This window comes from Streptomyces sp. NPDC002926 (genome assembly GCF_053591755.1).
On the sequence record NZ_JBSFUK010000027.1, the window covers coordinates 51438 to 72379 of the forward strand.

14 protein-coding genes are annotated in these 20942 nt (G+C 67.6%); 9 read left to right on the forward strand and 5 right to left on the reverse strand.

Annotation, left to right across the window (positions count from 1 at the left end):
- Positions 1-97 precede the first annotated feature (97 nt).
- From ACWDZ6_RS27860 to ACWDZ6_RS27880, 5 genes are all read left to right on the forward strand, one after another.
- Positions 98-1222 carry an acyl-CoA dehydrogenase family protein gene (locus ACWDZ6_RS27860; RefSeq protein ID WP_451505017.1) on the forward strand — a complete coding sequence of 375 codons (1125 nt, stop codon included), beginning with the start codon at positions 98-100 and terminating at the stop codon, positions 1220-1222.
- Positions 1219-1617 carry a RidA family protein gene (locus ACWDZ6_RS27865; RefSeq protein ID WP_451505018.1) on the forward strand — a complete coding sequence of 133 codons (399 nt, stop codon included), beginning with the start codon at positions 1219-1221 and terminating at the stop codon, positions 1615-1617. The genes ACWDZ6_RS27860 and ACWDZ6_RS27865 overlap by 4 nt, the downstream gene beginning before the upstream one ends.
- A gap of 63 nt (positions 1618-1680) precedes the next feature.
- Positions 1681-2526, forward strand: coding sequence for an alpha/beta fold hydrolase (locus tag ACWDZ6_RS27870; RefSeq protein WP_451505019.1), 846 nt, complete (start codon positions 1681-1683; stop codon positions 2524-2526).
- An 85-nt stretch (positions 2527-2611) separates the two neighbouring features.
- Complete coding sequence (locus ACWDZ6_RS27875; protein WP_451505020.1) at positions 2612-4171, forward strand: MFS transporter; 1560 nt, start codon at positions 2612-2614, stop codon at positions 4169-4171.
- A 115-nt stretch (positions 4172-4286) separates the two neighbouring features.
- Entirely contained in the window at positions 4287-5852 is a 1566-nt protein-coding gene (locus tag ACWDZ6_RS27880; protein WP_451505021.1) for a PP2C family protein-serine/threonine phosphatase, read from the forward strand.
- 36 nt (positions 5853-5888) lie between these two features.
- On the opposite strand, the gene ACWDZ6_RS27885 is transcribed toward ACWDZ6_RS27880, so the two are convergent.
- From ACWDZ6_RS27885 to ACWDZ6_RS27895, 3 genes are all read right to left on the reverse strand, one after another.
- Positions 5889-6704, reverse strand: a complete 816-nt coding sequence (locus ACWDZ6_RS27885) for a VOC family protein (RefSeq protein WP_451505022.1) — start codon at positions 6702-6704, stop codon at positions 5889-5891.
- 329 nt (positions 6705-7033) lie between these two features.
- Positions 7034-8563, reverse strand: a complete 1530-nt coding sequence (locus ACWDZ6_RS27890; RefSeq protein ID WP_389180664.1) for a helix-turn-helix domain-containing protein — start codon at positions 8561-8563, stop codon at positions 7034-7036.
- Between the two features lie 48 nt (positions 8564-8611).
- On the reverse strand, positions 8612-8968 hold the full coding sequence (locus ACWDZ6_RS27895) for a VOC family protein (RefSeq protein WP_451505023.1): 357 nt from the start codon (positions 8966-8968) through the stop codon (positions 8612-8614).
- A gap of 248 nt (positions 8969-9216) precedes the next feature.
- Between ACWDZ6_RS27895 and acnA the strand changes: the two genes are divergently transcribed.
- Positions 9217-11946 (forward strand): aconitate hydratase AcnA, encoded by a 2730-nt coding sequence (gene acnA, locus ACWDZ6_RS27900; protein WP_451505024.1) that lies wholly within the window; start codon positions 9217-9219, stop codon positions 11944-11946.
- Positions 11947-12042: 96 nt separating this feature from the next.
- Here the strand turns inward: acnA and ACWDZ6_RS27905 are convergent, their stop codons facing one another.
- Both ACWDZ6_RS27905 and ACWDZ6_RS27910 read right to left on the reverse strand, forming a co-directional pair.
- Positions 12043-12966 (reverse strand): FG-GAP repeat domain-containing protein, encoded by a 924-nt coding sequence (locus ACWDZ6_RS27905; protein ID WP_451505025.1) that lies wholly within the window; start codon positions 12964-12966, stop codon positions 12043-12045.
- Between the two features lie 205 nt (positions 12967-13171).
- A complete protein-coding gene (locus ACWDZ6_RS27910; protein ID WP_451505026.1) occupies positions 13172-17005 on the reverse strand; it encodes a GH92 family glycosyl hydrolase in 3834 nt (1277 codons plus the stop codon).
- A gap of 419 nt (positions 17006-17424) precedes the next feature.
- Here ACWDZ6_RS27910 and ngcE point away from each other — a divergent pair, with 419 nt between their 5' ends.
- The 3 genes from ngcE (at position 17425) to ACWDZ6_RS27925 (ending at position 20855) form a co-directional block, all read left to right on the forward strand.
- Positions 17425-18873 carry an N-acetylglucosamine/diacetylchitobiose ABC transporter substrate-binding protein gene (gene ngcE, locus ACWDZ6_RS27915; protein WP_451505027.1) on the forward strand — a complete coding sequence of 483 codons (1449 nt, stop codon included), beginning with the start codon at positions 17425-17427 and terminating at the stop codon, positions 18871-18873.
- A 49-nt stretch (positions 18874-18922) separates the two neighbouring features.
- Positions 18923-19846, forward strand: coding sequence for a carbohydrate ABC transporter permease (locus tag ACWDZ6_RS27920; RefSeq protein ID WP_451505028.1), 924 nt, complete (start codon positions 18923-18925; stop codon positions 19844-19846).
- 91 nt (positions 19847-19937) lie between these two features.
- A complete protein-coding gene (locus tag ACWDZ6_RS27925; protein ID WP_451505029.1) occupies positions 19938-20855 on the forward strand; it encodes a carbohydrate ABC transporter permease in 918 nt (305 codons plus the stop codon).
- Positions 20856-20942: the final 87 nt, after the last annotated feature.

Genomic DNA, 20942 nt, shown 5'->3' on the forward strand with positions numbered 1-20942 from the left:
AGCGTATCGTGAAGGTGACGACAGTCAACGGTCCGCGATACTGTGCTTTTGACAGGGGACACCCCCGGACCCCCGGCCGCACGAAGTGAGGGCACATATGCCCGTATTTTCGCTCGATCCGGCACAGACCGCCTGGTGTGCGCAGTTGCGCACCCTGGCCGGCGAGCGGCTGCGACCGCTCGCGGAGAAGGCGGAGCCGGGGCGCGTCAACCGTCCCCTGGTCGCCGCTCTCGGTGAACTCGGCCTCCTGCGGCGTCTGTTCGGGGCCGGCGCGCTCGAGCTGTGCCTGCTGCGGGAATCACTGGCGTACGGCTGTACGGAGGCCGAGACCGCCCTCGCCCTGCAGGGCCTGGGCAGCTACCCGCTGGTCCAGGCGGGTACGGCCGCCCAGCGGGAGCGCTGGCTGCCCGAGGTGATCGCGGGGCGTGCCGTTGCCGCCTTCGCGCTGAGCGAGCCGGACGCCGGCTCGGACGCGGCGGCACTCGCCCTCAAAGCCGTGCCGGTTCAAGGAGGTTGGCGGCTGAGCGGCGAGAAGCGCTGGATCTCCAACGCCCCCGAGGCGGATTTCTACACCGTGTTCGCCCGTACGACGGAGGGCGCCGGCGCGCGTGGGGTCACCGCGTTCCTCGTCCCCGCGGACCGGCCTGGACTGACAGGGGCCGCGCTGGAGATGCTCTCGCCGCACCCCATCGGCGCACTCAACTTCGACGATGTGCCTGTGACCAGCGACGATGTCCTCGGCCAGACCGACCTCGGCTTCCGTGTCGCCATGAACACCCTGAACCTCTTCCGGCCCAGCGTCGGCGCTTTCGCGGTCGGCATGGCCCAGGCCGCCCTGGACGCGGCTCTCGAGCACACCGCTCACCGCACAGCCTTCGGCGGTCCGCTCAAGGAGCTCCAGTCCGTCGCCCACCAGGTCGCCGAGATGGCGACACGGACCGAGGCCGCCCGGCTTCTCGTGTATGCCGCGGCCGCCGCGTACGACGAAGAGGCCGCCGATGTACCGAAGCGGTCCGCGATGGCGAAACTGCTGGCGACCGAGACCGCGCAGTACGTCGTGGACGCCGCCGTCCAGCTGCACGGCGCCCGCGCTCTGCAGCGCGGCCACCTGCTGGAACACCTCTACCGAGAGGTCCGCGCCCCCCGGATCTACGAGGGCGCCACCGAGGTCCAGCGCACGATCATCGCAAAGGAGCTGTACGCAAAGGAGCCGCACGCATGAGCCTGCACCGCCACAATCCGGCCGAGCTCTCGCCGCCCACCGGCTTCTCGCACGCCGTCACCGCCACCGGCTCGCGGCTTGTGTTCCTGGCCGGGCAGACCGCGCTGGACACCGGCGGGAAGATTGTCGGCGAGACGCTGTGCGAGCAGTTCGAAACGGCACTGGCGAATCTGCTCACCGCCCTCGCGGCTTCCGGCGGCGCACCGCAGGACCTCGCCAGGGTCACCATCTACGCCACGGATGTCGCCGACTACCGTGCTCATGCGGCTGAACTGGGCAGTATCTGGCGGCGGTTGGCGGGCCGTGACTACCCTGCGGTGGCGGTGATCGGCGTCGTCCGGCTCTGGGACGAGGAGGCCCTGGTCGAACTCGACGGTATGGCCGTGCTCCCCTGACCGGAGTCCGCCGGCCCGGAACCTCCGCGCCTCACATCGTTGTCACCCGAGGGGGGACCTGTCATGCCGGAGATCGAGCTCAGCGCGGGGACGATCGTGTACGAGGACACGGGAGGCCCCGGCCCCGTCGTCGTCCTGCTGCACGGTCTGGTCCACGACGCGACCGTCTGGCGCACGGTCGTCGCCGGCCTGGGACGGGACCACCGCTGTATCGCCCCGACCCTGCCCTACGGCTCGCACCGCATCCCCATGCGCCCGGATGTCCCACTCGGCCCCGATTCCGTCAATGAGCTGATCGCGGAGTTCCTGGACCGCTTGGACCTGCGCGAGGTGACCCTCGTCGAGAGCGACTGCGGGCGCGCCCAGACAGTCGCGGGACGGCACCCCGAACGGCTGGCCCGTCTTGTACTCATCTCCTGCGAGGCCTTCGACAACTACCCGCCGGGCGCACCCGGCAAGATGATCTCACTTGTCTGCAAAGTGCCGGGCGGCATCGCCCTGATGGCCCGGACCCTCGCGCTGAAGCCGCTGCGCCGACTGCCCATCGGCCTCGGCGCGCTCACCAGGCGTCCCGTACCGCACGAGATCACCGACGGCTGGTTGCGGCCGCTGCTCACCGACAAGGCCATCAGGAAGGACTTCCGCCGCTACAACGCGGCCGTACGCAGGACCGAACTCCTCGAAGCGGCCGAAGGACTACGGAAGTTCGACCGTCCCGCGCTGGTGGTGTGGGCCGTCGAGGACCGCATGATGCCGCGGGAACACGGTCGGCGGCTGGCCGAACTGCTGCCGCAGGGACGGCTTATGGAGATCGAGGACAGCTGCACGCTGATCGCCGAGGACCAGCCGGACCGCCTGACGGACGCGCTGCGCGCCTTCATCGCGGAAGCTGCCGCGGGACCGTCTTGATCGACTGGTGGTGAGCCCGGCCCGGGTTTACCGTCGACGAGTAGACGCAAACGTCTACCGACCCTCGTAAGAGGGACACGACGTCATGACGAGCCCGCAGCCGACCCCCACCGCGCAGACCGCCGCCCGGGACAAGAAACTCGGCGGCAACGGGATCGCGCTCCTCGTCATCGCCTCGTGCCAGTTGATGGTGGTACTCGACATCACCATCGTGAACATCGCGCTCCCGCACATCCAGAGCGCGCTGAACTTCTCGACCACGAGCCTTTCCTGGGTGGTCAGCGCCTATACGCTCACCTTCGGCGGCCTGCTCCTCCTCGGCGGCCGCGCCGGTGACATCCTCGGCCGCCGCCGGGTTTTCCTCGCCGGCGTCATGCTCTTCGCGGTCGCCTCTCTCCTCGGCGGCCTCTCCCAGAGCTCCGGCCAGCTCCTCGCCGCTCGCGCTCTGCAGGGCGTCGGCGGCGCCATCGCGTCGCCGACCGCGCTCGCACTGATCACCACCACCTTCACCGAAGGCCCGGCCCGCAACCGGGCGTTCGGAGTTTTCGCGGCGGTCTCCGCGGGCGGCGGCGCGATCGGTCTGCTGGCGGGCGGTGTCCTCGTCGAATGGCTCGACTGGCGCTGGGTGTTCTTCGTCAATGTGCCGATCGCCCTGCTCATCGTTCTGGCGACGCCCCGCCACATCAAGGAGTCCGAGCGTCATCCGGGCCACTTCGACCTGGCCGGTGCGCTGACCTCGACGCTCGGCATGGTCGCGCTGGTGTACGGCTTCATCCGGGCCGCGCAGGACGGCTGGCGCGACCGGCTCACGCTCGCCTCGTTCGCTGTGGCGGTGGTGCTGCTCACCTGCTTCGTCCTCATCGAGCGCCGCTCGAGGCAGCCGATCACGCCACTGCACATGTTCGCCGACCGCAACAGGGCAGGCACTTACGGAATCATGCTGAGCCTCGCCGCCGCGATCTTCGGCATGTTCTTCTTCCTCACGCTCTTCGTGCAGAACGTGCTGGACTTCAGCCCGCTCCGGGCCGGCCTCGCCTTCCTGCCGGTGAGCGCACTCATCGCGGTGGGCGCGGGCACCGCTTCCCACCTTCTGCCGAAGTTCGGCCCCAAACCGTTCATGGTGACCGGCGCGATCCTCGCCGCGGGGGGACTGTCCTGGCTGACCCTGACCGATATTCATTCGACGTATCTGGGCAGCATCCTGGGGCCGATGCTCATCTTCAGCCTCGGCATGGGCATGAACTTCGTCTCGCTGACCCTGATGGCTGTCTCCGGTGTGCCCCGGCATGAGTCGGGCGCGGCCTCCGGCATGCTCAACGCGACCCAGCAGGTGGGCGGTTCGCTCGGCCTCTCCATCCTGGTGACGGTCTTCGGCACGGCCAGCCGGAACGAGGCCAAGGACCAGATACCGCTCTTCCTGACCCAGGCCACCCCGGCGGATCGGCTGAGTTTCCGGCGCACCGGACTGCTCCCACCGCCGTGGGGCGACGAGGTGCTGACCGCCGGAGTCTCCGTCGCCTTCACCGTGGCCGCCATCTTCACGGTGATCGCCGCGGTGATCGCCCTCCTGGTCATCCAGGTACGCCCCTCGGACCTGGAACGCTTCCAGGGAGGGGGCGCTCGCGGGCAGGCCGGAGAATCCTGAGGCCGCCTACGCGCCTCCGGTGCCGTCCGGAGCGCGGGACCCCGTCAGTCTCATGCGGGCGCGCGTGAGCCGCATGAGACTGGGGACACCGGCTGGATCGGGAGGAGGCGATGGTGTGAGTGCCGACTCCCTCGGCGAGTCCCCGGGCGCTTCCTCAGGCGCTTCCTCGGGTGTTTCGTCGGAGGCGGCCGATTCCGTGGGTCTCGCCGTCCTCGACACACACGCGCGTTACCTCTTCGCGGACCGCGGCTACTGCCGGATCGCGGGGGAGGTGTACGACGGGCTCGTGGGCAGTCCCGTGAGCCCGCGAGTCCGGCCGAGAGTCGGCTCCGAGCTGCTCCTGGCCGGAGTGCTCGCCGACGGCACCCCTCGCACTCATGTCACCGACGCAACCCGTTGTACCTGGCAACGTCTGACGATCGACAAAGACGTCGTCGCACTCATGGGCATCATCGTCGAGACCACACCCGCCCGGGCCGTCGAGCGGGAGTCCGCTCCGTACCGCGTCTCCGTCACCGAGTCCGCCGATCGGATCGGCACGACGCTCGACGAGGACACCACATGCCGGGAGCTGGTGGGCTTCCTCAGTCCCGGCCTTGCCGACGCGGCCGAGGTGGACCTGCTCCTCACGTCACCTCCGACGTTCTCGCCGGCCGGCGGTGACCTGCGCGCGCTACCGCTGCCCGGTGTGTACCGCGCCGCCGTGGCCGGACGCGCGGATCTGCTGCCGCAGCGCCCGGCGGACCCGCTCGGGGCCGCGGTGCGTGCGATGCACGGCAGCCGCCCCGTCCTCGACGACCGGGTGCTGGCTGCGCCGCTTCTCGCTCACGGCCACGTCCTGGGCGCGGTGCTGGCCGCGCGGACGCACGGCAGGTTCGACCGGGACGATGTGCTGATCGTCCAGTCGGCGGTTCTGCGGGCTGCCACGGCCATCGAGCATTCCCGTCTGTACGGTCAGGCCCAGCGGACCGCTGTACAGCTCCAACAAGCCCTGCTCACCGAACCCGGACGCCCGCACCCCAACCTGCAACTGGCCACCCGCTACCTGCCCTCCGGCTCCGGCACCATCGTCGGCGGCGACTGGTTCGAGACCGTGCGCCTGCACTTCGGACGGACTCTGCTGGTCATGGGCGATGTGATGGGGCACGGCGTGGAAGCCGCGGTCGACATGAACAGCTATCGCTCCACGCTGCGCGATGTCGCGTCCGCCGATCTCCCGCCGGACCGGGTGCTGCGCCAGCTCGACGTGATCATCTCCGAATCCACCAGGCGGCCCGCCACATGTCTGCTGGTACGGGTGGACCCCGTGCGCGGCACCGGCGCCTTCTCCAGCGCCGGCCATCTGCCGCCCGCCGTGTTCGGCGGGGACGGCGGGGCTGACCTGGTACGCGTGCCCGTCGGGCCACCTCTCGGCACAGGCCTGGGCGGATACGAAATCGCCACTCGCGAGCTCCACCCCGGTGACACCCTGCTGCTGTTCACCGACGGGCTGGTCGAACGGCGGGGAGAGGACATCGACTCCTCCCTCGCCCGCCTCGTACGGGTACAGGCCGCCCCGGGCATCACCGTCGACGGACTGCTGGACGAGGTCCTCGGCCAGCTGGACGCCGCTCACGCGGACGACGACGTAGCCCTCATGGCCGCACGCATCCGGCGCAGGCCGGCGTCGGATCACCACTGAGTGCCGCTCGTAGACGCACTACCGGGCGCCGCGGCCTCATTCCCGGACGGTGCTGCTGGTGACGGTGAACAGGGCGCCGTCCGGATCGCGCAGCGTCGCCTCTTCACCCTCCGGCATCGAGTGCCGTTCCACGACGAGGCCCCCGTTGCGGCGTGCCGCTTCCACGGTGGCCTCGACGTCGCCGACCGGGAAGTGGCAGTGCCAGTGGGGCCGGAGCGTGGGGTCCGGTGCCGCCCCTGTCGCGCCCGAGCTGAGGCGCGCGAGCACGTGCCCCTTGCGGCGGAGCACGACTTCGTCCTCCTCGTAGTCGACCTGGCAGGAGCCGGGCCGCTCGGATGCCCATTCGAGGACTTCGCCGTAGAAGATCGCCGCCTCGAAGGCATTGCGGGTCCGCAGCCGAAGCCACACGGGCGCCCTCTTGCGCCCGGTCAGCCATTCGGAGACGAGCAGTCCCTCCCAGATACCGAAGACGGCGCCGTCACGGTCGGCGGCCAGCGCCCCCCGCCCCATGGGAAAGCCGAGCGGGCCGACCGCGACGGTGCCGCTCCGCTCCCGGATACGCGCGGCGGTCTCGTCCAGATCGGTGACGGCGAAGTACGGGGTCCAGGCGACGGCGACCTGAAATGCGGACGCCAGCGCCCCGATCCCGGCGACCGGCGCGCCCTCCAAGAAGGCGGTACTGAACTCGTCGCCCAGGCTGCCCTTCCGGAACACCCACCCCATCACCGCGCCGTAGAAATCCTGCGCGCCCTGCAGGTCACGTGCCATCAGGCTGACCCAGCACGGCGCGCCGAACACTTCGGCGCTCGATGTCACTCCGGCGGATCCGGCTGGTCTCGTTTGCTTGTCCATCACTCGGCGTCCCGGTCGGATTGGGGCATTCTGCACCCCCAGCCCCCTCATCCTCCCCTGAACCGGGCAGGCTCGCGAACCGCGCGCACACCCTCAGTGACCGAAAGGCCAAGGTGCTCAGCCCCGCCAGGCAGGCCGGCGGCGTTCGGCCCGCCGAGGTCCCGGCCCTGTTCGGGCATCCCCGGCCCGGCCGAGGATGCCCGGTGTGCGGCGGTCATCGGCCGGGTGACCGGGCGGTGCGGGACATCGGTCAGGCAGCACGCGACCCACTCGGCAGCGGCCCCCGGACGGCCCAGGACGGAGAAGAAGCCTCCCGACCCGTGGGCCGGTCAGATGTCGCGGAAGATCTCGATCTGCGCGCCCACCGAGTTGAGGCGCTCCGCCAGATCCTCGTAACCCCGGTTGATGACGTACACATTGCGCAGTACGGAGGTGCCCTCTGCCGCCATCATCGCCAGCAGCACCACCACGGCCGGCCGCAGTGCGGGCGGGCACATCATCTCCGCCGCGCGCCAGCGGGTCGGGCCCTCGACCAGCACGCGGTGCGGGTCGAGCAACTGGAGGCGGCCGCCCAGGCGGTTGAGGTCCGTCAGATAGATCGCGCGGTTGTCGTAGACCCAGTCGTGGATCAGCGTCTTGCCCTGCGCGACCGCCGCGATCGCCGCGAAGAACGGGACGTTGTCGATGTTCAGGCCCGGGAAGGGCATCGGGTGGATCTTGTCGATCGGCGCCTCCAGTTTGGAGGGCCGGACCGTCAGGTCCACCAGCCGGGTGCGGCCGTTGTCCGCCGCGTACTCCGGTGAGCGGTCGTGGTCGAGGCCCATCTCCTCCAGCACCGCGAGCTCGATCTCCATGAACTCGATCGGGACGCGGCGGATGGTGAGTTCGGACTCGGTGACGACCGCGGCGGCGAGCAGGCTCATCGCCTCGACCGGGTCCTCGGAGGGGCAGTAGTCGACGTCCACGTCGATGGTCGGCACACCGTGCACCGTGAGTGTGGTCGTCCCGATGCCCTCGACCTTGACGCCCAGCGCCTCCAGGAAGAAGCACAGGTCCTGGACCATGTAGTTGGAGGAGGCATTGCGGATGACGGTCACACCGTCGTGACGGGCCGCGGCCAGCAGCGCGTTCTCGGTGACGGTGTCGCCGCGTTCGGTCAGGACGATGGGGCGGTCGTGCGCGGACGTGCCCTCCACCTTCGCGTGGTACAGCCCCTCGGTCGCGGTGATGTCGAGACCGAAGCGGCGCAGCGCGATCATGTGCGGCTCGATGGTCCGCGTACCGAGGTCGCAGCCGCCGGCGTACGGCAGCCTGAACGTGTCCATCCGGTGCAGCAGGGGACCGAGGAACATGATGATCGACCGGGTCCGGCGTGCGGCCTCCGCGTCGATGGCGTCCATGTCGAGCTGCGCGGGCGGCACGATCTCCAGATCCATGCCCTCGTTGATCCAACGGGTGCGCACCCCGATGGAGTTGAGCACCTCGAGCAGCCGGAAGACTTCCTCGATACGGGCGACCCGGCGCAGCACCGTACGGCCCTTGTTGAGCAGTGAGCCGCAGAGCAGCGCCACGCACGCGTTCTTGCTCGTCTTGACGTCGATGGCGCCGGAGAGCCGGCGTCGGCCGACCACGCGGAGGTGCATGGGTCCGGCGTAGCCGAGCGAGACGATTTCGCTGTCGAGCGCTTCACCGATGCGGGCGATCATCTCAAGACTGATGTTCTGGTTGCCGCGCTCGATGCGATTCACCGCGCTCTGGCTGGTGCCGAGTGCTTCGGCCAACTGCGTCTGTGTCCAGCCCCGATGCTGACGGGCGTCACGGATGAGCTTGCCGATGCGTACGAGGTAGTCATCTGCCATGGCTGCACGCTATCTCAGATATGAGATGTGATCGTGCGTGGGGGGCCGTCACGATGGCGGCCGGTGGGCGACGGGGTGTCGCGGTTCGTACAGCGGGAGTTCGGCCCCGCTCGGCATCCGTACCGCGGCCAGTACGCCCCATCCCTGGTCGGTCGGCGGCTGCGAGATCTCCACGCCGCGCTCGGTGAGCCCGGCGAGTGTCCGCTCCAAGTCGTCGCACATCAGATAGAACTCGGCCTTCGGTGCCTCGCTCGTCGGGTGGACGGCGAACTCCGCCGGCGGCAGTTCGAAGATGAGCCAGCCGCGCCCGGCGTCGACATGAGGGAACCCGAGCGCTTCCTTGATGAAGGTCCGGTCCGCGTCCGCGTCCCGGCTGTAGAGGATCACATGCGCGCCGCTGAACATGCTCCGATAGTGAGCCGGGCGCAGGGGTGCGGCAAGCGCACCGCCGCCGTACGGGCGGCCGGCCCGCGTCTTCGGTGAGGTCCGGGCATGACCCCGCAGCGGTCATGTACTAGAGTTATCTCGACATCGAGATATCTGCCGAAGACGTACCGCAGCCGCCAATCGGTAAGGGTTACCTAACTAAGTCTTACCTTAGCGGATCGGTGAGGAGCCGTGGCGGCAGGATTGTGGTAAGTACGCGCACATTGATGAAGGAGACTGTCGTGTCGGCGAACAGCTTCGACGCCCGCAGCACGCTGCGCGTGGGCGACGAGTCGTACGAGATCTTCAAGCTGGACAAGGTCGAGGGCTCCGCGCGCCTCCCTTACAGCCTGAAGGTGCTGCTGGAGAACCTGCTCCGCACTGAGGACGGCGCGAACATCACCGCCGACCACATCCGGGCAATCGGCGGCTGGGACTCCCAGGCGCAGCCCAGCCAGGAGATCCAGTTCACGCCGGCTCGCGTGATCATGCAGGACTTCACCGGTGTGCCCTGTGTCGTGGACCTCGCCACCATGCGTGAGGCCGTGAAGGAGCTCGGCGGCGACCCGGCGAAGATCAACCCGCTCGCGCCCGCCGAGCTGGTCATCGACCACTCCGTGATCGCCGACAAGTTCGGTACGAAGGACTCCTTCGCGCAGAACGTCGAGCTGGAGTACGGCCGTAACAAGGAGCGCTACCAGTTCCTGCGCTGGGGCCAGACCGCCTTCGACGAGTTCAAGGTCGTCCCGCCCGGCACGGGCATCGTCCACCAGGTCAACATCGAGCACCTCGCCCGTACGGTCATGGTCCGGGGTGGCCAGGCGTACCCCGACACCCTCGTCGGCACCGACTCGCACACCACCATGGTCAACGGCCTCGGTGTGCTGGGCTGGGGCGTCGGCGGCATCGAGGCCGAGGCCGCGATGCTCGGCCAGCCGGTCTCGATGCTCATCCCGCGCGTCGTCGGCTTCAAGCTGACCGGTGAGCTGAAGCCCGGCACCACCGCCACCGACCTGGTGCTCACGATCACCGAGATGCTGCGCCATCACGGCGTCGTCGGCAAGTTCGTCGAGTTCTACGGTGAGGGTGTCGCCGCCACCTCGCTGGCCAACCGCGCCACCATCGGCAACATGTCGCCGGAGTTCGGCTCCACCGCCGCGATCTTCCCGATCGACGACGAGACCCTGAAGTACCTGAAGCTGACCGGCCGCAGTGAGCAGCAGGTCGCGCTTGTCGAGGCGTACGCCAAGGAGCAGGGCCTCTGGCTCGACCCGGCCGCCGAGCCCGACTTCTCCGAGAAGCTGGAGCTCGACCTCTCCACGGTCGTCCCCTCCATCGCCGGCCCCAAGCGCCCGCAGGACCGTATCGTCCTGGCCAACGCCAAGGAGCAGTTCGCGCTCGACGTCCGCAACTACGTGGACGAGGACGACGAGGCGGGCAAGGAGTCCTTCCCGGCCTCGGACGCCCCCGCCGAGCACAACGGCGTACCGAGCCGCCCGACCCTCGTCACGGCCCCCGACGGCACCACGTACGAGATCGACCACGGCGCCGTCACCGTCGCCGCGATCACCTCGTGCACCAACACCTCGAACCCGTACGTCATGGTCGCCGCCGCGCTCGTGGCCAAGAAGGCGGTCGAGAAGGGCCTGACCCGCAAGCCGTGGGTCAAGACCACCCTCGCCCCGGGCTCCAAGGTCGTCACCGACTACTTCGACAAGGCGGGCCTGACCCCCTACCTCGACAAGGTCGGCTTCAACCTCGTCGGCTACGGCTGCACCACCTGCATCGGCAACTCCGGCCCGCTGCCGGACGAGGTCTCCAAGGCGGTCAACGACCACGACCTGGCCGTCACCTCGGTCCTCTCGGGCAACCGCAACTTCGAGGGCCGTATCAACCCCGACGTCAAGATGAACTACCTGGCATCCCCGCCGCTGGTCGTCGCGTACGCCATCGCGGGCTCGATGAAGGTCGACATCACCAAGGACGCGCTGGGCACGGACCAGGAGGGCAAGCCGGTCTACCTCGCGGACATCTGGCCCTCCGAGGCCGAGGTCAACGACGTCGTCGCCAACTCCATCGGCGAGGACATGTTCAACAAGTCCTACCAGGATGTCTTCGCGGGCGACGCGCAGTGGCAGGCGCTGCCGATCCCGACCGGCAACACCTTCGAGTGGGACCCGCAGTCCACCTACGTCCGTAAGCCCCCGTACTTCGAGGGCATGACGATGGAGACCACCCCGGTCTCGGACATCGCGAACGCCCGTGTGCTGGCCAAGCTGGGCGACTCGGTCACCACCGACCACATCTCCCCGGCCGGCGCGATCAAGGCCGACACCCCGGCCGGCAAGTACCTCACGGAGCACGGCGTCGAGCGCCGTGACTTCAACTCCTACGGCTCGCGCCGAGGCAACCACGAGGTGATGATCCGCGGCACCTTCGCCAACATCCGGCTGCGCAACCAGATCGCGCCGGGCACCGAGGGCGGCTACACCCGCGACTTCACCGTCGAGGGTGCCCCGGTCTCCTTCATCTACGACGCCTCGCAGAACTACCAGGCAGCCGGCATCCCGCTGGTGATCCTGGCGGGCAAGGAGTACGGCTCCGGTTCGTCCCGCGACTGGGCCGCCAAGGGCACCGCGCTGCTCGGCGTCAAGGCCGTCATCGCCGAGTCGTACGAGCGCATCCACCGCTCGAACCTCATCGGCATGGGCGTCCTGCCGCTGCAGTTCCCGGAGGGCGCTTCCGCGCAGTCCCTCGGCCTGACCGGCGATGAGGCCTTCTCCTTCACCGGTGTGACCGAGCTGAACAACGGCAGCACGCCGCGCACGGTCAAGGTCACCACCGACACCGGTGTGGAATTCGACGCGGTCGTCCGCATCGACACCCCCGGTGAGGCGGACTACTACCGCAACGGCGGCATCATGCAGTACGTGCTGCGCAACCTGATCCGCAAGTAGGCACAGCGCCACGGCAGTACACAGCAAAAGGGCCGCATCCCCGGTGACGGGGGTGCGGCCCTTTCCGTATGAGCTACGGGATCACCAACTACGGGATCAGAACAGCTTGCTGTAGATGTTGAAGCCCGTGCCGACCTTGACGCGGGGGGTGCTGAACGGGGCAGAGGCCTTGCCGGTGCCCTTGTACATCCACAGCGCCCCCGCGGCGTCGCGCGTGACGACGTCCGCACGGCCGTCCATGTTCAGGTCGCCGTTGGCGATGATCCTGTTGTAGATGTTCCAGCCGGCGCCGACCTTGGCGCGGGCCGAGAAGGGCGCGGCGGCGTTGCCCGTGCCCTTGTACAGCCACAGCGCACCGGTCTTGTCCTTGGCAAGGATGTCCGCGCGGCCGTCGCCGCTCAGGTCGCCCTTGCCGGTGATGTGCGAGTAGGCGTTCCAGCCGGGACCGACCTTCACGCGCGCGGCGAGAGTGCCGTTGCTGTTGCCCTTGTACAGCCAGAGCACACCGCTGTTGTCCCGGGCGAGGACGTCGTCCGGCGCGGTTCCGCCGAGGTTGCCCGGGGACAGGACCTGGTTGTAGATCTTCCAGCCCTTGCCCACCAGCCGGGTGTTGTCGTTGGCGAAGTAAACGTTGCCGGCCGTGTCCCAGGTCCAGACGCCGTCGTGCTCGCTGTCCGCGTTGAGGTCGATCGACGACACGTGCTTGATCGTGTCCCAGCCGCCGGAGACGTAGGCGCGGGCGGCGAAGCCTCCGGTCCCGTTCGGGCCGTAGAGGTAGGCGTCGTTCTTCTTGTCCACGCTCCAGAGCAGGAACACCGGGGCGGCGGCGGCCTGCGTCACGGCGGGTGCGTTCGACGGCGCGGCCACCAGGGCGTTGACGTCGACGTTCTTGAGCGGTTCCGGCACCGCGGTGTCGGCCGCAGCGGCCCCGGCAGAGGTGCCGACCAGGGCAGCGGCTATGGCTGCGACGGCGAGACGCGACAGTACGCGTCCGCGCTTACGGCCGGGAAGATTGGCCACGTATTTTCTCCATGTGCGTGATGAGGCGCGATGTACCTCAGCCGGTCATCGCGGGATCTTCATGATCGTTGCACAACTTCCTTACGGGTCAACCGATTTGAAGGGGAATGAGTGGGTCCGCAGCGGCCCCGGTGGGGGACAAAAGGGCCCGCACCCGGTGGGACCGGGTGCGGGCCTGTGGTGATGCGTGACCAACTCGTGATCTTCAGGCGAGCAGTTCGATCTCCGCGAGCGTCGCCGCCGTACCTGCCGCCACAAGGCGGTACTTCGTGTACGTACCAGGGTTCCCGATGGTGAAGACGCGGGTCTGCCTGTCCCAGGCGAAGGTCTGACCGGTCCGCCTGTCCAGGTCCTGCCAGGTCGTCCCGTCGCTCGAGCCCTGCAGCACCCAGCCGGCCGGGGCCTTGTCCTTCCCGGACGAGGTGAGGGTGTACTGCACCGCGCGGGTCCCCGACGCCACCGGCAGCTCCGCCGACTGGAACGACGCCTCCGTCGCGGAGGAGTTGTCGAAGAGCGGACCGTTCGCCGTGATCACATCGTGGCGCGGCGAGGGCACCTTGTCGTCCTGGGTGATGGAGACCGGGGCGGCGTTCCTGCCCGTACCCCAGGATGACGGCTTCGGGCCCATCGAGAACTCCAGCGTGCCGCCCCGTGCGATCAGATCGTGCGGCAGAGCAGTGGAGTTCCAGGTCCTGCCGTTCACCTTCAGGCCCTGGACGTAGATGTTCTTCGCGCTGTTCTCCGGGGCCTTGACCACCAGGTCGCGGCCGTTCTCCAGATGGACGGTCGCCTTGGTGAAGAGCGGCGAACCGATCGCGTACTCGCCACTGCCCATCACCAGCGGATAGAAGCCGAGCGCGGAGAAGAGGTACCAGGCGGACTGCTCGCCGTTGTCCTCGTCGCCGTGGTAGCCCTGTCCGATCTCGCTGCCGGTGTAGAGGCGGGAGAGCACCTCGCGCACCTTCTCCTGGGTCTTCCAGGGCTGCGAGGCGGCGTTGTACATGTACGTGACGTGGTGCGCGACCTGGTTGGAGTGGCCGTACATGCCCATCCGTACATCACGGGCCTCGGTCATCTCGTGGATGACGCTGCCGTAGGAGCCGACGAAGTCGGGCGAGGCCGTCTCCGGGGTGGAGAAGTAGGTGTCGAGCTTCTTGCCGAGACCGGAGCGGCCGCCGTAGAGATTGGCCAGACCGCGCGAGTCCTGAGGTGCGGTGAACGCGTATCCGTAGCCGTTCGTCTCGGTGTAGTCGTAGCCCCACACCCGCGGGTCGTACTGGTCGGACGGAACCCTCCAGTCGCCCTTTTGATCACGGCCCTGGAAGAAGCCGGCCTTGGAGTCGAAGAGCGTGACGTAGTTACGGGCCCGGTTGAGGAAGTACTCGGACTCCTCCTTGTAGCGGGCGTTCTTGGTCTTCTTGTAGAGGGCCTGGCCCATCTTCGACAGGCCGTAGTCGTTGAGGTAGCCCTCCAGCGACCAGGACAGGCCCTCGTGCGTGTCGGTGGAGGCGTAGCCGAGGAACGGCGAGGTCTCCATGCCCTTCCGGCCGACGCCCGAGCTGGGCGGTACCACGGTCGCGTTCTTCAGCGCCGCCTCGTACGCCGACCCGGCGTCGAAGTCCACACCCTTGACGTACGCGTCCGCGAAGGCCACGTCCGAGCTGGTGCCGGTCATCAGGTCGGCATAGCCGGGCGAGGACCAGCGGGAGATCCAGCCGCCGTCCTTGTACTGCTGGACGAAGCCGTCCACCAGCTCGCCCGCCTTCTCGGGAGTGAGGAAGGAGTACGCGGGCCAGGTCGTCCGGTAGGTGTCCCAGAAGCCGTTGTTGACATAGACCTTGCCGTCGACGATCTTCGCGCCGGTACGGGTCGGCGTGTCGGGCCCGGTCATCGGCGAGAACGGGCTCGCGTACTGATGCCTGGGGCTGGACCTGCTGCCGGTGTTCTCGAATCCGGAGTTGGGATAGAGGTACAGCCGGTACAGGCTGGAGTAGAGCGTGGTGAACTGGTCGCGGCTCGCGCCCTCCACCTCGACCTTGCCGAGCAGATCGTCCCAGGCGTCCTGTGCCCGGTGCTTCACCCGCTCGAAGCGGGTGCCGGCCGGGATCTCGTCGGCGAGGTTCTTCTTCGCCTGGTCGACGCTGATCAGCGATGTGGCCAGGCGCAGACTGACCGTGCGGTCCGTGCCCGCGTTGAAGCGGAGATGGCCAGTGACGCCGTCGGCGCCCGACGCGGTGACCGGCGCGTCGAAGACGCCGTACACGAAGAGCCGGGTGGCGCCCGTGGACAGTCCGCTCTTGACGTCCGAGAAGCCGGTGAAGGAGCTGCTGCCCGGATCGAGGGTCAGGCCGCCTTCCTTGGTGACGTTGTCGAAGACGACGCTCGCATCGTCTCCGGGGTAGGTGAACCGCATCATCGCCGCGTGGTCGGTCGGTGCCAGCTCGGCCTTGAGACCGTTCTCGAAGGTGACCCCGTAGTAGTGCGGACGCGCGGTCTCCTTCTCGTGGCGGAAGGGGAGTGCGCGCTTGACCCTGTCCGTGTCCGGGGTGCCGGCGGCCGCGGACGGCATCAGCTGGAAGGTCTGCCGGTCGCCCATCCAGGGGCTCGGCTCATGGCTGGCGCTGAAGGCCTGCACGGTCGGCAGGTTGTCCGCGTTGTTGCCCCGCGCGTACTCGTACAGCCAGCTCTTGGACGCGGAGTTCGTCGCCGGAGTCCAGAAGTTGAAGCCGTGCGGGACGGCGGTGGCGGGGAAGGTGTTGCCGCGCGAGAAGGAGCCGCTGGAGTTGGTACCGCGGAGGGTCGAGGCGTAGTCGGAAAGGTGGGCAAGCCGCTTCTCCGGGGCCCTGGGCGCGATCGTGACGTCGTCGATCCAGCCCTGGAACTTCGCCGGACCCTTGGGGGAGTCGTAGGCCACCAGGATCCGGTCGACCGTCCGGCCGGCCGCGACCGTGCCGATCCTGGACGCGACCTGGTTCCACTGGTTGACGTAGAGCCGCTTGGCGGCACCCTGGCCCTGTGGGGTCAGCAGCCCGCCGTGGGAGTCGAGGGCCTTCAGATCACTGAGATAGGTGCCGTCGGTGAAGGCGAGATCCACCGACACATTGGTGGCCGGATAGTTGAGATCCGTCTCCGGCAGGGACGGGAAGATCCGGTACGAGAGTTCGGTGTCGCGACGTACGGCCGTGTTGACGTCGAAGACCTTGTTGTACGAGTAGGCCCGGCCGTCCGGCTTGTGGGTGCCGGCGTACTTCAGCGCACGCTTTCCGGTGAATCCGGCGTTGGACTTGGCGGTGGGTGAGCCGCTGGGGCCGCGGTCGACCAGGCTGCGCATGTCGTCGGGCGTGGGTGTGCTGGTGTCGCCGTCGGAGAACTGAACATCGGAGAGCTGGGTGGCATCGGAGGCGCCGTTGTTCTTGGTGATCTCCAGGCGGTAGTGCGCGTACGCCGTCGCCTTCGCCGGATCGCCGATGTCGTACGTCTTGGTCTCGAAGCGTTTTTCAAAGGTCTGGCCCTCGCGGGTGTCCAGGACCTTCCACTCCTTGCCGTCGGCGGAGCCCTTCAGCGTCCAGTCCCTGGGGTCGCGCTCGGCGTGGTCGTTCGCCGATGTCAGCGCATAGGTGACGACCTTGACCGGCGCGTCCGTGTCGAACTCGATCCAGGCGGTGGGCTCGAACCCCAGCCATTTGGTGCCCGGCTGGAGATCGACCAGATTCTCCTTGGTCTCACCCGCGCCGGAGTTCTCGTCGCTGGCACGCAGTTCTATCACTTTGTCGGTGACATTCCCCGGAATTCCGCTGGAGAATCCGCCATCGACACCCGATGCACGCTTCTGTCCGTCTGATCCGACTTCGACGGTATTGCGCCATCCCGGCTGGGGTTCGTCCGCTTCGAAGGAGGAGTGGAACTCCCGGTCGGGTCCGGCGGGTTGGGCGGGTCGGGCGATGGCGGCCGACTGGGCCGTCACCACGAGAAGCGATGCGGCCACCACCACCGCGGCCGCATGGGCGTGTCCGTGCCGAGGTCCGGTTCTGGACTGCATCCTGATCTTTTCCTCCCGTGGAAAAGGTTGGACAACGTTGTCAGGCGCGATTCGCAGGATCCAGTAGGGAGGCAAGTGCGCGGTGGTGTCAAGGGTGTTGAATATCCGGGATATCCGCGAGGTCTCAACTCGGGAAAGACTGCCGCCCAAACCTGCATTCGATCTTGCCCAGCTGGCGGGAAGTGGACTATACCTGTCGGCGTCTGCATAGCCTTGTCACAGTCGCTCGGCGGCGGACACCGGGGGGCGGGGGATGGCGGATGCTTCAGTGCTGCACCTGTCGGCGTTCCGTCCGTCCCTCATGCCAACCCTGCACGACCCAAGCGCAACTGACCGCGGTGGCGGGGCCCTTCGCTTAGGCGAATACGAACGGGTAACCGGTACACCGCCTGAGTCCTGGAGAAGGCGAGGACTTGAGCATGGGATCCACCTCCGCCCACAACAATGAGGGCCTTGGCCGTCGCGATCTGATCAAGCGGTCTGCCGCACTCGGCCTGATCGCCGTTCCGACGATGAGCTTCCTTTCCGCCTGTGCGAGCAGCGACAGCGGCGGCGGCGAGAAGGTCGACAAGGGCAAGAAGTCCGCCAAGAATCCGCTGAGCGTCAATGAGACGGCGCAGCTCGAGGTCGTCATCTTCGACGGTGGTTTCGGCCAGCAGTACGCCCTGGACGCCGAGAAGAAGTACCAGGAGGCCTTCCCGAAGGCCCCCAAGGTCAAGCACCGCGCGACGCAGAAGATCCAGTCCGAGCTGCAGCCGCGCTTCAACGGCGGAACCCCGCCGGACCTGATCGACAACTCCGGCGCCCAGCAGATGGACATGGGTGTCCTGGTGGGCAAGAAGCAACTCGCCGACCTCACTCCGCTGCTGGACGCGCCGTCCATCGACGATCCGAACAAGAAGGTGCGCGACACCCTGCGCCCGGGCATCGTCGAGATGGGCCAGTTCGACGGCGACCCCGTCTGGATCCTCTACTACGCCTACACGGTGTACGGCGTGTGGTACTCGCAGACCGCCCTGGAGAAGCTCGACGCCACGTACCCGGAGACCTGGGACGACATGCTCGCCCTGTGCGAGAAGGCGAAGAAGAAGGGCATCGCCGGCTGGACGTACGCGGGCAAGTACCCGTACTACCTGCCGTTCTCGCTGTACCCCTTCATCGCCAAGATCGGTGGCCGCGAGGTTCTCGACGCCATCGACAACCTGGAGCCGAAGGCCTGGGAGCACCCGGCTGTCAAGGCCGCGTTCGAGGCGTACTACGAGCTCTTCAAGAAGGGCTACATCCTCAAGGGCACGCCGGGCATCGACCACATCCAGTCCCAGACGGCCTGGACCCAGGGCAAGGCGCTCTTCATCCCCAACGGCTCCTGGGTGGAGAACGAGGCGGCGAAGACCACGCCCAAGGACTTCAAGATGATGGTGGCCGCGCCCTCCAGCCTCGACAAGTCCGACAAGCTGCCGTTCGGCACCATCTGGGCTTCGGGCGGTGAGCCCTTCGTCGTCCCGGCGAAGGCTAAGAACGCCGAGGGCGGCATGGAGCAGCTGCGCATCATGCTCAGCGAGGCCTCGTCGAAGAGCTTCACCCAGCAGGTGAAGTCCCTGACCGCGTTCAACGGCGGCACCGACGGGCTCACCCTTTCGACGGCGATGCAGTCCGGCGTCGACGCGCTGAAGAAGGCCGGTGACAATGTCGTCAACCCGCGTCTGCAGGACTGGTACGTGAAGCTCCAGAAGGAGCAGATCGGCGTCGCCGGTCTCGGCGAGATGATGGCCGGCCGCGCGACCCCCGCGGAAACCATCAAGAAGATCCAGGGCTTCGCCGACGCGGCGGCCAAGGACCAGTCGATCAAGCACTACAAGCACCAGTGACCAGGCGTCACCAGCGGCGGCACTCGCCGGAAGATCGGGGTCGGTAACCATGCAACACGGCAAGTACCGGTTCATTGTGGGGTTCTTGGCAGCCCCCTTGGCGTTGTACACAATCTTCGTCATCTGGCCGTTCGTCCAGTCCATCTACTACTCGTTCACGGACTGGACAGGCCTGAGCCCGGACTTCAAAATGGTCGGCTTCGACAATTACAGTCGAATGCTGGACGACGACGTCTTCTGGAAGTCGCTGCAGCACAGCCTGTGGTTCGCGCTGCTGCTGCCGCTGGTGACGATCGGCCTTGCGCTGTTCTTCGCCTTTATGCTCAATGTCGGCGGGCGGCGCCGAAAGGGCGCCGCCATCGCCGGTGTGCGCGGGTCGTCCTTCTACAAGATCGCGTACTTCTTCCCGCAGGTGCTGTCGATCGCGATCGTCGCCCTGCTGTTCCAATTCGCGTACAACCCCAACGACGGTGCGATCAACGGGGCGCTGCAAGCCATCGGCCTCGGCGACGTACAGCCGCAGTGGCTGGGCGACCCCGACCTGGCGCTCTGGTGTGTCATGGCGGTCCTGGTGTGGAGCACGGTCGGCTTCTTCGTCGTCCTGTTCTCGGCGGGGATGGCGTCCATCCCCAGGGACTTCTACGAGGCGGCGCTGCTGGACGGCGCGAACCGGTTCACCACCTTCTTCCGCATCACCCTGCCGCTTCTGTGGGACACCGTGCAGTCGGGCTGGGTCTACATGGGAATCCTGGCCCTGGGTGCGGAGTCCTTCGCGGTCGTCCAGATCATGACCGTGGGGCCCGGCGGACCCGACTACTCGACCACCGTTCTCACGCTGTACGTCTACCAGACGGCGTTCCGGGACGGCCAGGCGGCGTATGCGACCACGATCGGTGTCGCCCTGCTCGTCGTCACGCTGGCTTTCGCTGCCCTCGTGATGAAGCTGGGCAGGCGTGAGCGGCTGGAGTTCTGATGCTGTGTCTTCCCGGGGCGCATCCCCCGGACCCCCGGCAGATAAGCAGCTCGGTCGCGGTGGCCGGCATGACAGCACGAGGTGAATCCCGGTGAAGACCACAGACACCCAGCCCGCCGCCGTCCCCCAGGACCGCCCGCCGGTGGCCAGGACGAAGGCTGCGCCAGCCCGCGTGAAGAGCAGTGAGGGCGGTGTCCTCAATGTCTTCTCGCACGGCGTGCTCGTCATCTGGGCGATCATGGTCATCATGCCGCTGCTCTGGTCGGTGATGACCTCCTTCAAGAGCGACAAGGCGATCTTCACTTCGCCGTGGTCACTGCCCGACTCGCTGCACTTCGACAACTGGTCGCGGGCCTGGAGTCAGGCGCACATGAGCGACTACTTCCTCAACACCGTTCTGGTGGTGGGCGGTTCGCTGGTCGGGACTTTGCTGTTCGGCTCGATGGCCGCGTATGTACTCGCGCGCTTCGACTTCCCGGGGAACCGCTTCATCTACTTCCTCTTCATCGGAGGAATGAGCTTCCCGATCATGCTGGCGCTGGTGCCGCTCTTCTATGTACTGAACAACATCGCACTGCTGAACACGCTGCACGGCCTGATCTTGGTCTACATCGCGTACTCACTGCCGTTCACGGTGTTCTTCCTGACCGCGTTCTTCCGTACGCTGCCGAGCTCGGTGGCCGAGGCGGCCATGATCGACGGGGCCTCGCACACCCGGACCTTCTTCCAGGTCATGCTGCCGATGGCCAGGCCCGGACTGATCAGCGTCGGCATCTTCAACTTCCTCGGGCAGTGGAATCAGTACATGCTTCCGACCGTCCTCAACACCGACCCGGACAAGAAGGTGCTCTCACAGGGTCTGGTGGAGCTGGCCGTCAGCCAGGGCTACAAGGGCGACTGGTCGGGCCTCTTCGCCGGTCTGGTGATGGCGATGCTGCCGGTGCTCGCGGCGTACATCATCTTCCAGCGGCAGGTGGTGGCGGGCCTGACAGCGGGCGCGGTCAAGTAACGACAGTCGGCGGGCACCGCCATCCGCGACAGCGCGGGCCCCTGTGCCGCGGCCCGGTCCCGGGAGGACGCATCCCCCCGGGACCGG

Coding starts and splice junctions, on each gene's coding strand:
- ACWDZ6_RS27860 (WP_451505017.1), top strand. CDS start 98: ATGCCCGTATTTTCGCTCGATCCGGCACAGACCGCCTGGTGTGCGCAG.
- ACWDZ6_RS27865 (WP_451505018.1), top strand. CDS start 1,219: ATGAGCCTGCACCGCCACAATCCGGCCGAGCTCTCGCCGCCCACCGGC.
- ACWDZ6_RS27870 (WP_451505019.1), top strand. CDS start 1,681: ATGCCGGAGATCGAGCTCAGCGCGGGGACGATCGTGTACGAGGACACG.
- ACWDZ6_RS27875 (WP_451505020.1), top strand. CDS start 2,612: ATGACGAGCCCGCAGCCGACCCCCACCGCGCAGACCGCCGCCCGGGAC.
- ACWDZ6_RS27885 (WP_451505022.1), bottom strand. CDS start 6,704: ATGGACAAGCAAACGAGACCAGCCGGATCCGCCGGAGTGACATCGAGC.
- ACWDZ6_RS27890 (WP_389180664.1), bottom strand. CDS start 8,563: ATGGCAGATGACTACCTCGTACGCATCGGCAAGCTCATCCGTGACGCC.
- ACWDZ6_RS27895 (WP_451505023.1), bottom strand. CDS start 8,968: ATGTTCAGCGGCGCGCATGTGATCCTCTACAGCCGGGACGCGGACGCG.
- acnA (WP_451505024.1), top strand. CDS start 9,217: ATGAAGGAGACTGTCGTGTCGGCGAACAGCTTCGACGCCCGCAGCACG.
- ACWDZ6_RS27910 (WP_451505026.1), bottom strand. CDS start 17,005: ATGCAGTCCAGAACCGGACCTCGGCACGGACACGCCCATGCGGCCGCG.
- ngcE (WP_451505027.1), top strand. CDS start 17,425: ATGGGATCCACCTCCGCCCACAACAATGAGGGCCTTGGCCGTCGCGAT.
- ACWDZ6_RS27920 (WP_451505028.1), top strand. CDS start 18,923: ATGCAACACGGCAAGTACCGGTTCATTGTGGGGTTCTTGGCAGCCCCC.